The sequence below is a fragment of the Nocardia xishanensis NBRC 101358 genome (assembly GCF_001613365.1).
In the GTDB taxonomy this organism is placed as follows: domain Bacteria; phylum Actinomycetota; class Actinomycetes; order Mycobacteriales; family Mycobacteriaceae; genus Nocardia; species Nocardia xishanensis.
The window spans coordinates 16718-30091 of sequence record NZ_BDCF01000013.1; the positions used below are offsets into that span (position 1 = coordinate 16718).

Annotated in this window: 16 protein-coding genes; 5 read left to right on the forward strand and 11 right to left on the reverse strand. The window is 69.0% G+C overall.

The window, feature by feature from the left end:
* Window positions 1-17 precede the first annotated feature (17 nt).
* From NX1_RS12500 to NX1_RS12525, 6 genes are all read right to left on the reverse strand, one after another.
* Window positions 18-1178 (reverse strand): thiolase family protein, encoded by a 1161-nt coding sequence (locus tag NX1_RS12500; protein WP_068057904.1) that lies wholly within the window; start codon window positions 1176-1178, stop codon window positions 18-20.
* Window positions 1175-2251 carry a thiolase family protein gene (locus tag NX1_RS12505; RefSeq protein ID WP_068057907.1) on the reverse strand — a complete coding sequence of 359 codons (1077 nt, stop codon included), beginning with the start codon at window positions 2249-2251 and terminating at the stop codon, window positions 1175-1177. The genes NX1_RS12500 and NX1_RS12505 overlap by 4 nt, the downstream gene beginning before the upstream one ends.
* The gene (locus NX1_RS12510; RefSeq protein WP_068057909.1) at window positions 2244-2729 is read right to left on the reverse strand and encodes a Zn-ribbon domain-containing OB-fold protein; all 486 of its coding nucleotides are present in this window, start codon (window positions 2727-2729) and stop codon (window positions 2244-2246) included. Before NX1_RS12510 ends, NX1_RS12505 begins: the two co-directional genes overlap by 8 nt.
* Window positions 2722-3180 carry a Zn-ribbon domain-containing OB-fold protein gene (locus tag NX1_RS12515; protein ID WP_068057911.1) on the reverse strand — a complete coding sequence of 153 codons (459 nt, stop codon included), beginning with the start codon at window positions 3178-3180 and terminating at the stop codon, window positions 2722-2724. The genes NX1_RS12510 and NX1_RS12515 overlap by 8 nt, the downstream gene beginning before the upstream one ends.
* 70 nt (window positions 3181-3250) lie before the next feature.
* Window positions 3251-4249, reverse strand: a complete 999-nt coding sequence (locus NX1_RS12520; RefSeq protein ID WP_068057913.1) for an NAD(P)H-dependent flavin oxidoreductase — start codon at window positions 4247-4249, stop codon at window positions 3251-3253.
* A 94-nt stretch (window positions 4250-4343) separates the two neighbouring features.
* Window positions 4344-5192 (reverse strand): hypothetical protein, encoded by an 849-nt coding sequence (locus tag NX1_RS12525; protein WP_157119703.1) that lies wholly within the window; start codon window positions 5190-5192, stop codon window positions 4344-4346.
* A 254-nt stretch (window positions 5193-5446) separates the two neighbouring features.
* Here NX1_RS12525 and NX1_RS12530 point away from each other — a divergent pair, with 254 nt between their 5' ends.
* The 3 genes from NX1_RS12530 to NX1_RS12540 all read left to right on the forward strand — a co-directional run bounded on the left by NX1_RS12530 (window position 5447) and on the right by NX1_RS12540 (window position 7976).
* A complete protein-coding gene (locus NX1_RS12530) occupies window positions 5447-5782 on the forward strand; it encodes a hypothetical protein (RefSeq protein ID WP_068057917.1) in 336 nt (111 codons plus the stop codon).
* Window positions 5783-5919: 137 nt separating this feature from the next.
* Complete coding sequence (locus tag NX1_RS12535; RefSeq protein ID WP_068057919.1) at window positions 5920-6126, forward strand: EF-hand domain-containing protein; 207 nt, start codon at window positions 5920-5922, stop codon at window positions 6124-6126.
* A gap of 173 nt (window positions 6127-6299) precedes the next feature.
* Window positions 6300-7976, forward strand: coding sequence for a hypothetical protein (locus NX1_RS12540; RefSeq protein WP_068057921.1), 1677 nt, complete (start codon window positions 6300-6302; stop codon window positions 7974-7976).
* A gap of 6 nt (window positions 7977-7982) precedes the next feature.
* Here the strand turns inward: NX1_RS12540 and NX1_RS12545 are convergent, their stop codons facing one another.
* The gene (locus NX1_RS12545) at window positions 7983-8885 is read right to left on the reverse strand and encodes a tetratricopeptide repeat protein (RefSeq protein ID WP_169812224.1); all 903 of its coding nucleotides are present in this window, start codon (window positions 8883-8885) and stop codon (window positions 7983-7985) included.
* A 577-nt stretch (window positions 8886-9462) separates the two neighbouring features.
* On the opposite strand from NX1_RS12545, the gene NX1_RS12550 reads away from it, so the two are divergent.
* Entirely contained in the window at window positions 9463-9681 is a 219-nt protein-coding gene (locus NX1_RS12550; protein ID WP_068057924.1) for an FAD-dependent oxidoreductase, read from the forward strand.
* A 51-nt stretch (window positions 9682-9732) separates the two neighbouring features.
* Window positions 9733-10605 (forward strand): LLM class F420-dependent oxidoreductase, encoded by an 873-nt coding sequence (locus NX1_RS12555; RefSeq protein WP_068057926.1) that lies wholly within the window; start codon window positions 9733-9735, stop codon window positions 10603-10605.
* Between the two features lie 105 nt (window positions 10606-10710).
* Here NX1_RS12555 and NX1_RS12560 read toward each other — a convergent pair whose 3' ends face one another.
* From NX1_RS12560 to NX1_RS12575, 4 genes are all read right to left on the reverse strand, one after another.
* Window positions 10711-11088, reverse strand: a complete 378-nt coding sequence (locus NX1_RS12560) for a VOC family protein (protein ID WP_068058196.1) — start codon at window positions 11086-11088, stop codon at window positions 10711-10713.
* A gap of 90 nt (window positions 11089-11178) precedes the next feature.
* Window positions 11179-11880: a helix-turn-helix transcriptional regulator gene (locus tag NX1_RS12565; protein WP_068058198.1), complete on the reverse strand. Its 702-nt coding sequence runs from the start codon at window positions 11878-11880 to the stop codon at window positions 11179-11181.
* 57 nt (window positions 11881-11937) lie between these two features.
* Window positions 11938-12756: a MerR family transcriptional regulator gene (locus tag NX1_RS12570; protein WP_068058200.1), complete on the reverse strand. Its 819-nt coding sequence runs from the start codon at window positions 12754-12756 to the stop codon at window positions 11938-11940.
* Between the two features lie 52 nt (window positions 12757-12808).
* Window positions 12809-13315 (reverse strand): VOC family protein, encoded by a 507-nt coding sequence (locus NX1_RS12575; RefSeq protein ID WP_068057928.1) that lies wholly within the window; start codon window positions 13313-13315, stop codon window positions 12809-12811.
* Window positions 13316-13374 lie beyond the last annotated feature (59 nt).

Genomic DNA, 13374 nt, shown 5'->3' on the forward strand with positions numbered 1-13374 from the left:
CGTACTCCTGTCTCGGTTCACGTGGTCGGCCGTTCGGCGCCGACGACCCATAGAGCGTGGAACTGGGAGGCGCCGCCCATGGCGTGGCCGATGGCCAGCCGGGCTTCGGGGACCTGGTGCTCGCCGGCCAAGCCGCGGACCTGGAGGGCGGCTTCCAGGAAGCGGATCAGGCCGGTCGCCCCGGTGGGGTTGCCGGACAGCACGCCGCCGGACGGGTTGATCGGCAGCGAACCGCCGAACCGGGTGGTGCCGTCGTCGACGAGCTTCCAGCCCTGGTGCAGCGGGGCGAGGCCGATGTTCTCCAGCCACATCGGTTCGTACCAGCTGTACGGGATGTACAGCTCCGCGACGTCGACTTCGCTCGCGGGGTCGGCGATTCCGGCCTGCCGATAGGCGTCGGCGGCGCACTCGGCGCCCGCGCGCGGGTTGACCTCGTCGCGTCCGGCGAAGTGCCCGGTCTCGGTGCGGAACGCCATGCCGTGGATCCACGCGGGCGGGCGGGCCGGCTTCCCGATCTCCGATCCCGCGGACAGCACGATCGCGGCGGCGCCATCGGAGGAGGGGCACGACTCGAGGTAGCGGATCGGATCCCACAACATGCGGGACTCCTTGACCTTCTGCACGGTGATGTCGGGCATGTGCACATGCGCGTACGGGTTGCGGATCGCGTTGAGCCGGTGATTGACCGCCACCTGCCAGCCGATGTGCTCCGGCGCCCCGGACCGGCGGATGTACTCGCGGATGACGGGCGCGAAATGACCGCCGGCGCCCGCGCCGAGTTTGGCGCTGAACGGCAGTCCGCGCGACAGCGCCCAGGTGAAATTGCCTTCGGACTCTTTGGAATACGCCGCGACCAGCACGCGCTTGGCCAACCCCGCCTCGATCAGGTGCGCGCCGTAGATGGCCGCGTGCCCGCCGACGCTGCCGCCGGTGAAGACTCGGGTCACCGGGAGCCCGCGGGCGCCGAGCGCGTCGGCGAGATAGAGCTCCGGGTTCATCACCCCGTCGAACAGGTCCGGTGTCTTGGACAGCACGACGGCGTCGACATCGCCGAGTTCCAGCTCGGCGTCGGCCATCGCGGCCGCGACCGCTTCGCGCACCAGCGCGCCGATGGTCACCTCGCGGCGCTTGGCCTGCTTGCCCTGACCGATGCCGATCACGGCGACGGGTTCACTCATGCCAGGTCTCCTTCCAGCAGGCAGACCATATTCTGTTGCAGCGCTTGGCCGTTCGTGGCGTGCGCGAGAGCGCGCCGCGCACGTCCCGAGCGAATACCCTTGGCCGCCTCGGCGATTCGGATCAGCCCTGTCGCGGTGGTCGGCCTGCCCGCCAACGGCCCGCCCGACGGATTGATCGCCGTCGCCGCGTCGAGGCCGAGCTCGCGGATCAGCAGGGGTTCCTGCGCGGAGTATTCGACGTGCAGCTCGGCGATATCGACCCGGCTCGCGTCGAAGCCCGCTGCCGCCGCCGCGCGGACGGCGGCGAGTCCGGCCGAGGGGGCCCTGGTCAGATCCCGCGACCCCGGATAGTGCCCGTCCATCCGGTGGTCGATGCCGCGCACCCATGCCGGCCGTTCGCACAGCGACCTGGCCACGTCGCCGGCGGCGAGCACGACCACGGCCGCCGCGTCGCCGACCGGTGACACGTCGTGGCCGCGCAGCGGCGCCGCGACATAGGGTTCGGCGAGCAGGTCGTCGATCTCGTACTCGCCCGAGAGCTGGGCGTGCGGGTTCTCGGTGGCATCGGCCAGGCTGCGCGCGACGATCCGCGCCATCTCGCGTTCGGTCGTCAACTCGGCCAGGAGCAGCGCGCGGGCCTGGATGCCCGCGATCGCGTCGCGGTGCGGACGCAGCGGCGTCAGGTAGTACGGGTCCAGCTGGGTGGGCACGACCTGATCGAGATCACGCGGCAGGGAACCGCGGCCGATCCCGTACACCAGGGCGATATCGCCGTGCCCGAGCTGAAGCCACGACCACGCCTCGTAGAACGCCCACGCCGCGTCCATCTCCACGTGGGACTCCACGATCGGCGGCCACGCGCCGACGGCGTCGAGCGAGTCGATGTAGGCGAAAGTGCGTCCCTCGTGGAAGTCGTGACTGCCGGAGCACACGAAATCGACCCGGTCGCGGTCGAGTTGGACGCCGGCGAGCGCCTCGCGGATCACCGGGAGCAAGATGCCCGCCATGTCGTCGCGCCGGTTGGCGGCGAGGCACGCGGACTGTGCGGAGCCCACGACGGCGACCTCACGCATGCGGAACCTCCTGGCCGGGGGAGACGGGGCGGTAGTGGCGAATGCTCATCCAGGACGGCTCGAGATCGGCGCCCTCGCGCCAGACCGGTTCCACCTCCATGCCGATGTGGACCTCGGCGATCTCGACCTCGCGAATCAGGTGCATCAGCCGGGTGTCTGCGCCGTGCGGCTGGATGTAGGCCACCACGTAGGGCGGATCGATCTCCTGCCCGGGGAACGGGAAACTGACGACGCAAAAAGTGGAGACGATTCCGCGTCCGTCGAGTTCGGTGGGTTCGCCGAGCTCGACGAGGCAGCGCGCGCAGAATTCCGGCGCGGGCAGGTACACGTGATGGCACGAAGGGCAGGTGGCCGCCAGCAGCTTGCGTTCGGCAAGGCCGCGCAGGAACCGGGATCGCCCGACGCCCGCGACGAACGTGTACTCCATGCGCAGCGGGGTCGGCATCAGCGAAACCGGTTCCGGCAGGGGGCTATTCATCGTCGTCCTCCGGCTCGAAACAGCGCAGGTCGGACAGCGTGCCGTGGCGTTCGTCCGCCCACCGCGCGCGCACCCGCAGGCCACGCCGGATCCGCGCCGGATCGCCGCAGGCGTCGAGGGCGTGGAAGAACGTGCCCTCCGCGCCGTCGATGGCGATCAGCGCCCAGGCGAATTCGCCGTCGACCGGATCGCCGGGGCGGCTGCGCACCCAGGTCCACGACTCGACGGCGCCGACCGGGGCCAGCTCGACGAGTTCGACAAGCTCATTGCCGGTCACCGGATCGAATTCGGGCGGTGGGCAAATCACGCTGCCGCGCTCGGTCCGTGCGCCGAAAAGACGGCGCTCGCGCAGACCTGCCAGGAACGTTCCGACGACCGGGCCCACGGTTCGCTCGAACGGGAACTCGATCTCATAGGGGGCGCGCAGGCCCCCGTCGACATCAGCGGACATCGGCAGCTCCTTTCACGGCTGGAGTCTGCCTCAATCACGTGATTGAATCAAGTGCTTGAGCAGCGGCCGCTCAAGGCCGGGCCAGCAGTTCCGCCGCGCCTGAGCACAACTCGTCGATCACCTGGGCCGCGGGGACGACCGCGGTGATCGCGCCGACTCCTTGACCCGCGTCGATCGGTGCGGTCCGCGGATCGTCCGCGGCGACCGCCGCCGCCAGCTCAGCTCGCGCCTGCTCGTCGGTGCGCAGTACTTCTTCGCGGCCCGCCCACTCGGTGGTGAAGTCGTTGCGCAACACGCGCGCCGGGAACCGGGCGGGCCATGGCAGGCGCATCGCCACATCGAACGCGGTCGTGATGACCGTGTCCGTGCCGTCCGCCGCGATCATCGCGCTGCGGCCCGCCTCCGACAGCGACGACTCCGCGCAGGCGGCGAGGCGCGTGCCCAGCCACACGCCGCTGGCGCCCGCGGCGAGCACGGCGGCGAAACTCGCGGGCGACCCGATGCCGCCCGCGGCCAGGACGGGCGTCGAGACGGTGTCGAGCACCGCGTCGAGCAGTGGCAGCGTCGCCATCTCCACCGCGCCGTGCCCGCCGCCCTCGGCGCCACGCGCGACCAGCACGTCGATCCCGGCGTCCTCCGCCCTGCGCGCATCGGTCGCGTTGTAAACCTGGGTGGCCGTACGGATTCCGCTGTCGCGCACGCGAGCGATCCAGGACGGATCGGTCCCGAAACTCACCGAGACCAGGGCGGGAGCCGCCGCGATAGCCACGTCCAGCAATTCGGGATCGGCGGCGACGACCCACTCCACGAGGCCGATGCCGAATCGCCCGTCGAGCGCCGCCGTGTGCCGGAGTTCCTCGCGCAGCGCCGCCGCCGAACCGGCGCTTCCCATGCCGATCATCCCCAGTCCGCCCGCCGAGGTGACCGCAGCGGCCAACCGCCCGCCCGCCACCCCGCCCATCGGCGCGTTGACCACCGGCACCCGCAAGCCCATCGCCCGCGACCACTCGGTGCTCAGGCCCGACGCGGCTCGATCATCCGAAGAAAACGATTCCCGTTGCGACGACATCCGTCCATGATGTCAGCGCCGATCCGTCCGCCCGGTCGGCTCGCGCGCCGGGGTCGCCCATGAGGCGCGAGCGAGCACGGTCGGCGCGGCCTGCTCACAGCGAGTCGATGTCGAGTGGGCGGCGGGTTTGCCACGGTGGAGGGGTGAGCATGGCGGTGAGTTGGGCGTTGGTCAGTTCGGCCCGGAGATCGGGGTCGGTCCGCAGGTGGTCGAGAGTGGAGAACAGCGAGTTCGGGCTGACGCCCCACATGATCGGCGCGAGCTTCCACGGGCCGTCCGGGCTGTCCTTCGGGGGCCGCAGGTGGGTCGGGGTCTTCCCCGGTGTCGGCCGGGTGGTCACCACGGCGCGCGGGCAGCGGATCGCGATGGTCTCGGTGCCCTTCGCATCGAACCCGGCCTCGAAATCGACCGCATCCCAAGGAAACTCCCAATCGAAGTTGCGGGTCGTGATGCGAATGGTGTGCGGGGACAGGCACAGCCGCGCGGTGCGCCGGTATCGGATGCCGAGGCAGGCGAGGACGAGGACCGCGACGAGCAGCGCGAGCCCCAAGAACATCGGTTCGAGCGCTCGTTCGATGGCGCCGATCGACAGCGCCGCGACCGCGAGCGCGGTGAGCGCGGCGAGCACCGGCGCCACCCGCGTCGGCAGGTACCGCAGCACGAAGGTGGACGCGTCGTCACCTTGGAGTACCGAGGGTCGATCCTCGATTCCGGTCACGAGATAGATCACCCCGGTCGTGGCGGCCAGCAGCAGCAGAAGCCCGCCTGCGCGCACGACGAAGTCGTTGCCGGTCAGCATGCCGACGACCGAGAACGTCGCCGCGCCGACCAGCGCTGCCGACGACGCCAACAGCCATGCGAAGGCTCGTGATTCGGGCCAGACCCACCGCCAGAGGTACCCGGGCGGTGAACCGGCAGTACCGGGGACAACAGGTGTGCTCATGCCTTCGCCTCGCTGGCGCTCGGCTGCGGCATGCGCGCGGCGCGCTGGCACATGATTCGCTCACTTCGTTCGCTCATCGCGTTCCGTTCAGGCTCCAGTCGCTCGCGTCGAACCTCTGTGTCCGGCGCCGTCCAGAAAAGTAACCGCATTCTCCCGTCGAACTGGTAATCAACACGGCCGGGTTTTCGCCGGGCAAGAACACGCGCACATCGAGTTGGCGGAAGACCGGTCGGTTTCTGGCAAAGTGCATGGGTATGAGCGATCAGGACACCGAACTGATCTACCTCGTAGAGATCTCCCGCCCCGGCCGGACGCAGGAGCTGTGGTGGCGGGTCGGCAACGTCGGCACACCGGCTCAGGCGTCGGCGGCGCTGGCCGAACTCGCCAGGCGTGTCTGCCGAGATCTCCTCTCGCCGGAGCCGCGGCGGTGCGACCGCGCGCGGTGCTGCTGGTACCACTGCCGGGTGTCCTGGCCCGACGGAGTCGTGCTCGACGAGACGGAGGGGCGCGTGCGAGCATTCCGGCTCGCCGTCGAATTGTGGCGGGTGTCGGCGATCGCGGGGTCGGCAGGCAGGGAGGTCGGCGGATAGATTTTCGCGTCGCGCGATTTCTGTACACGCCTCAGCGTGCCCGACTATCCTTGACAGGTTAGTTTCTCCAACACGGCTCGATACCTGTCCTCTCGGGGTGGCAGACGCCGCCCCCCAGAAGCTAGGGAGAGAACCGCATGGATATTCAGGACATTCACCGGAAGTTCGACGCGATGGACATCGACGGCGATGGTTACATCGACCGCGAGGAGTTCATTCAGCACTACGGCGACCAGGTTCGGGACATCGACATCCTGATGTCCCGGTTCGACGAGGTCGACATCGACGGCGACGGCCGGATCAGCAGGGAAGAATTCCTGACCGCCGCGCGCGCGCCGCTCTGAGTAGACCCGGCGTCGACGGAGCGCCCGCTGCGCGCCGCGAACGTCGCGATCGATACCCGCGAGGACCCCTCTGGCCGGGGGGTCCTCGCGGCATGCCTATGGCGGCTGCGCCGTAACAGCGCTCGCGGCTCTGCCGATCTATGGTGAAACCCCCTGCTGGACAGAGGATTCCCATGGGCGTGTGGCAGAGTCTCGAGGTCCCCGGATACGGTCGGTTGACCGTTCGCGACGGAGCGGAGGTGCGCTCGACCGACGCGCCGGGGGAAGCGTTCGACGACGCGATCGTTTTCGAGTTCGAGTCGAACGCGGCTCTGCCGCCTGATTTTCAGGTGCATTTCCTGCAATTCGCCGCGCATGAATTACGCATGCACGGTCCGAACGGCGATTTCTCCGGCCACGGGGACCCGGTTCTCTCGGGCGATTCAGGCCGGTTGTCCTGGCGTGTCGACACTTTGCCGCCCCAGGGAACCGGAAGCGACGCGGCGGTCATACGGCCGTGGTACGACGCGGGCGCAAATCATTCGGCCGACGGCGCGACGCTGGCGATGGCAGACCGGCCCGGATTTCGTGTGCCCACGTCTGTCGATTCCATGCTCCGCGAACAGTTGTCGCATCCGGCGAATCGGGCCGAGATATCCCGCTGCGGCGCCCCGGCATCGGCGGACTTCATTCAGCATTTCGACACCTACGTCGTCGGAGTGCGACCCGGGGGAACGGAGGTCGTCGCCCATGTGCGCTGGCAGTCCGTCACGGCGCTGGATCGGATCAATGACGGTGCAGGACACGACTTCTCCGCGCCGCCAGTGCATTCCATTCGCGCTCCGGAGCGGGTCTTCGCGGTGACGCACGATCAGTGGACCGCCCTGCGGGACGATCCGCGTCCGCTGCATCACTACGCGAACGGGCTTCCCCATGGCGCGGCCGATGATCACGCGACCGCGCCGTCCATTCCGGCCCATCCCGGTGGGCACGGCAGCACACCGCACGATGCGATCGAAGGAGTTCCGGTGCATCCCCACTCGCAGACGCCGTCGCAACCCGCACAGGCCCCGCCCGGGATGGACTTTCACGAGGCGCCCGCGGGGGCTCCGCCCGGCATGGATTTCGGCGCCGACCATCATGACGCGCTGAAGCATCCGGTCACGGAGTTGCCGCACGACTTCCCGATGCCGGACCAGGGGCCCCTGAGTCTCTGGAAGTTCGACAAGGCGGATCATCCCGGCCACCACGGCACAGTTCCGCAGGCGGCACCGACGCCTGCCCCGCACTCGACGGCTGCTCCGCAACCGGTGCCGCACTACACACCGGATGCTGGATCCGCGGTGCCTGCACAGTCCGGGCACACCGCCGTCTATCAGGCCGACGCGACCGCGCCGGTCACCGCCGCCGACTTCCAGGCCCATTCGCCGCACTGGCAGGCGGTCACCGACGCGGGCGTGACCTCGACACGAGGTCATGACGCGGGCGCTGGACAGACGACGGGGCACGGTTCGAATCAGAGCCCGTTTCCGGGCGGCGAGCACACGGGTTCACAGCCGGTCGACACCCAAGGCAATCCGGTCAAGACGTTCAACTTCAAGGAAACGCTCCGGGAAACCGATGGCGCGGACCACCGTGATCAGTCCACGCCACACGGAGCGTCCGCGCCGGACCAGCATGCCGGTGCCTATCCGAATCCCGTTGCCGGACAAGGCCAACCGCTGGGGATGGACTTCGGGAGCCCGCTGGCGACCGGCGCGGGACCCCACCACCCCGGAGTCGTAGCGTCCGCGGAACACCACGAGGGCGGGGTGGCCGGATGGGCGGACGCCGGCGGCCCGCCCGAACTCGGCCCGATGCTCGGTGTGTGACGAGCGTCAGGTCCAAGGGCCGCGGATCGGCAGACGCTCGGACGGAATGCGCGACTGCAAATAGGACCGGATTTGGTCTACCTGCCGAGGAGAACCGAAGCCGCGCAACTGAACTCGCACCGTGGTCGCCGCGGTGTCGTTGTAGCTGACGATCAGCGACGCGGTGTGGGTCAGGTAATTCGCCGGTCGGCGCACATAAGTCGGCGGTTCGGTGATCTGGTAGTACCACACGAACTGCTTGGATCGCCGGAACACGCCCGCACTCACGTCCATGCCGTAGTCGTACAACTGGGCGGTGTACATGCGGGTGCGGATATAGATCGTGATCGGGGACAGCGCCAGGTTCAGCAGCAACGCCAGCACGATCAGCACCAGCGGATACGCCACTTCGAGGCCGACGCCCGTGGTATCGAGGAGCGGAACCGCGAGGAACGCGAGCAGCACGCCCGCGATCGAACCGAGCGGAAGGATGTGGCGCGCTTTGAGCCGCAGGCTGTGCACGAGATTGCCGCGGTCGGCGACGTAGGACTGCTCGATCATCTTCCGCACCGGTGGCACCGCCGTCGCACGCTCGCACTGCGCAAGTCGCGCTGCCGCGTCCGCGTACTCGCTCACCGCGAGCACCTGCCGGTAGTGCACTGCCGCGGCGCGCAGGTCGCCTTCGTCTTGCGACAGGCGGCCCAATTGATAGTGCGCGCCATAGTGATCGGGGTGCGCTCCGGCGATGCGCCGGAGATTCTCGCGCGCGTGGCCCCGCTCGCCCATGTCGATCTGACACACCGCTAGGGCATACAGCGCGCCGATATCGCCGGGGCGTTCCGCTAGCAGCGCGGTCAGCACCGAACTCGCTTCCGCGGCGCGCCCATCCCGCCGCAACGTCTTCGCATGTTCGTAACGCGGATCCGGCATCGCCATACCCCTTTTCCCAGCGACGGAGCCTGTACCAGCACGTCGTCGGCGACGAGGCGTTCGTTACCGCTTTCGTGTCGCTCGCGAAATCTGAAATACCTTTGTGTGCAATCCTTTTCACCGGTTCGGCGTCATCTGCGGTGAGCACCGCCCAATCGATGGGGGCGCGCACGGCCGTCGCGCCGCGGTGGCCCGCCATGGCGTTCTCGGCCTGCTCGCGACGCGCTTCGATCTCGCGCCGCACCGCGACGCGCAGCATCTCGTCCCGGCCACCGATGTAGTGCGTCACCACCGAGGTGGACGCGCCGACGCGTTCGGCCACCGAGCGATGGTCACCGCCGCGAATCCCGCGGGCTCAGCGGCGCCCTCGTCGCCCTCGACGGGCCGGTGCCTGCGGCCTTCGACATCTCGCCGCCCAGCGGCCCCGGCCATCTGTGCGTGCTGATCCCCGGCCGGGCCGCCTCAGCGCTCGACCGGCTCACCGCCGCCGAGCGGCGCGACACGGTGGCGGGTCAGCTCGGGTGCGCGACGATGAATCCGCTGAGCTGGCACGAGAAGTCGTGGCCACACGGTCCCCATGTCGGCGTCGGCTACACCGCGGTTCCGCGCCCCGTCGCGCCCCGGCGCGCTCGCCGACGCGGCGCTGCCGACCGACCCGATCCATTGGGCGGGCAGCGAAACCGCGTCGCGGTGGAGCGGTTACCTGGAAGGCGCGGGCCTCTCCGGTGAACGCGCCGCCGACGAGGTTCGCGCGGCATTGCGATCGACTTGCCTTGGAGTGCACTCCAAGTCGTAGCGTGGGGGCGCAGGCTTGCCGAAGCTTGCCGACACACGAGGAGATCACAAGATGGAGCTCGGCTTTCACATACCGATCTTCGACATCGACGGTGGGACCACCGCCATCGCCGGTGAACTGGCCAGGGTGGGCGCCGCAGCCGAAGCTTCGGGCGCGACCTGGCTGTCCTTCATGGATCACTACTTCCAGATCGAGCCGACCGGCCTTCCCGCCGAAGCGAACATGCTGGAGGGCTACACCACGCTCGGCTTCCTCGCCGCGCACACCTCGACGATCGACATCGGCCTGCTCGTCACGGGCGTGACGTACCGGCACCCGGGTCTGCTCGCCAAGATCGTCACCACGCTCGACGTGCTGTCGGGCGGACGTGCGGCGCTCGGGCTCGGCGCCGCGTGGTTCGAGCGCGAGCACCGCGGGCTCGGCGTGCCGTTCCCTCCGGTCGCCGAGCGGTTCGAACGACTCGAGGAGACGCTGCGCATCTGCGGGCAGATGTGGGATCCGGCGAACAACGGACCGTTCGATGGCAAGCACTACCAGCTGGCCGAGACGATCTGTTCGCCGCAGCCGATCAACCGCCCCAAAGTCATGATCGGTGGTGGCGGCGAGCGCAAGACGCTGCGACTGGTCGCGCAGTACGCCGACGCGTGCAACTTGTTCGGTACGCCCCAGGAGGTCGAACACAAGCTCGACGTCTTGCGCAGGCACTGCGACGAGGTCGGTCGTGACTACGACGAGATCCGCAAGACGATCATGGCGAACAGCCCGCGGCCGGCCCTGGACACTCGCGACGAATTCGTCCGCGCGATGGCCGATTACGCCAAGCTCGGCGTGCAGGCCGTCATGGTCATCCCGACCACCGGATCACCGGCCGCGTGGATCGATGGTTTCGCGCCTGCGGTGCCGCAACTGGCCGAACTCGGCTAGACGCCCCGGCTTTGCTCCGTGCCCGGAGCGGCCTCGATCGCACACTGGTTCGTCTTGCCTCCGGCGCATCGTCGTCGATGCGCCGGAGGCGAGCTCACCGTTGGGTCACGCGGACGGCGCGGGGCTGAAGACGCCGAAATGGTTGCCGGAGGTGTCCAGCAGATCGGCCGACACCAGACCGTCCGAGGTGGTCTCCGGCGGGTTCAGGACCTTGGCGCCCAGTGCCTCGGCCGCGGCCACGGTGGCCGCGACGTCCTCGACCATGACCAGGAAGGTGGCGTGATTGGCCGCGCTGTCCGTGGTGTGCGCGATACCGCCGCTCGGCGCCTCGCTGCCGGGGTAGTGGATCAGTTCGTAGCCGTCGTCGCTCCCGTAGGGCCCGAAGGACCAACCGAACAGCTCGCCGTAGAACTTCTTGATCTGCTCGGGCTTGTCGCTGCCGACCTGAAACCAGGTCACCGTGTTGAACGGGGGAGTTGTCATCAATCGTCTCCGAATCTCGGGGTCATTGCCTTGCCCGATCACGATCTCCCGCCGCGGCGACAACCCCCTGTCGGTGTTTTCGAAGCGGTCTCAGAGCGCGACGGCCCGAAGCCCGTCGTCCGGAATATCCCAGGCCGCACCATCGAACGGCCGGTGCGGCGCGGGCAGTTCGGTCGCCGCCGCCGAGGCGATCCGGTCCAGCCGGAAACAGCGCGGACTGTCACGCATCCGGCACCAGGCCGCCAGATACCAGCCGTTGGTCCCGCTCACCAAGGCGAACGGTTCGATGTCGCGTTCGGTGCGCGCGCCGAACCGGTCGAGATAGCAGATCCGCACCACCCTGCCGACCTCGATGGCCCGCTCGATCACCGCGGGAACCTGGTGATGCTGTTGTGCCTCAACGGAATCCAGGAATCGTATACGAGTGGCGAGATCTCGGGCGGCGACCGCGTTGCGTTCCGGCAGCACGGCGACGATCTTGCGCAACGCGCTGTGACCGGCTTGCTCGAACGGGCCACCGCGATGGCGAGCGAGCGCGACGGCCAGCGCGACGGTCTCCGCGGGCGTGAAGTTCAAGGGCGGCAAGGACATGCTCTTGTCCAGCGCGTACCCGCCGCGCCTGCCGACATCGGCGTAGATGGGGATACCGGCCTGCTGTAGCGCGCAGATGTCGCGTTCGATCGTCCGGACGCTCACCTCGTAGCGCTCGGCCAGCTCGCGCGCGCTGCGCAGACGCGGCGAGATCGCCCGCAGTTCCTCGACTATCGCGTACAACCGATCCGTCCGGTTCACGCCGTCACCGTAGCGCCGCCCACCGACACATTCCGGTCGCGACGCGAGCACGCCGCGTCAGGTCCACCGCGCCGACGCCGGGTCGATCCCGTTGGCGCGCGCATTGGCGTCGATGATGTCGCGCAGCCAGGCGCTCAGGCCGGTCGCCATGCCGTCGTAGTGGGCGGCGAACCCGGGATCGGTGGTGAACGTGCGGCCCAGGCAGACGTGCATCGCGTGGGTGCAGTCGAAGTAGACGCCGATCGATGCCCGGTGCCGCTCGGCGAGCGCGTTGGCGCGGTCGCTTCCCGGCATCACCCCGGCGCGGTGTGCCGCGACCAGCTCCGCGTCGAGTGCGGCGACGGCATCGGAGATCCGCTGCCACTGCTCGGCGGTCCGGCCGGCGGCCCGTTCGGCGTACTGCGCCCACTGCGCGGTGTCACCCCACCTATCGCGCGCCTGTCCTGGCCATGACGGCTGCCAGTTCCCCCCGAAGATCGCCATCTGTTCCTCGTCCGACAGCAGAATGCCGGACGTCCTTGCTTCGATCATGCGATCCAGCCCGTCGCCCATCCGTTGCAGCTCGGCGACGCGCTCGCGCAGTTGATCGCGCTGCCTGCGCAGCGAGGCCATCGCGTCGGCCCCCGGCGCGTCCAGCAGCTCGGCGATGTCGGTCAGCGGCACACCGAGCTCGCGGTAGACGAGCACCCGGTGAATCCGGCCGAGGTCCGCCGCGGTGTAGCGCCGGTAACCGGCGTCGGTGCGCTCGGACGGCCGGACGAGACCGATCGAATCCCAGTGGTGCAGGGCACGGACCGTTACGCCCGCCAGCGCGGCGACGGCGCCGACGGTGAGCCCGTCGGCCAGGTCGGCGTCGTCGGCGGGGCGGTGCGTCATACGGACCAGTCTCGCAGCATCGCGGTGCGCGTCCGTGACGACCATCGCCCGGTCACCCTCGTGGTCCTTCGATTCCGATGGACCGCAGGTGCTCGGCCTCCGGGCTGTCCGGGTCGTAGGGTCGAGCGGCCGTCATGATCACCCTGGTGCGCTCCGGGGTGCGGATCTCCAGCTCCACCGAGTTCCACGGCATCGATCGCGGTCCGGTCGTGCAGCCGGGCAGCAATGCCGTACAGGTCGCCTCGATCTCGTCGAGTTGACTCAGCACACACGAGAAGCTCACGGTCAGAGTCGAATCCACCGGAGTGTCCGTGCTCGGCACGAGCAGGACGTCTTGGAACGCCCACCGCCGCAGGTGGGTGACATGGCCGGGAACCGAGAACAGATCGAAGAATCCGAGCCCTCGGGTCCAGAAGTCGGCCGAGGCGGCCAGATCCGGCGTCGGCACCGTGACGAACATGGGCATTCCGTAGATGCCGCGGAACAGTTCCGGGGGTGTGGCGTCCAAGGCGGGGATCGGGACGGGGCTGATGTCGAAGGCGTGGAATGTGTCGGTCATGACGCCATCGTGGAGCCTGACGCAACGTGAGGGTCAAGTCGCGCCGCGTTGTCGTGCCT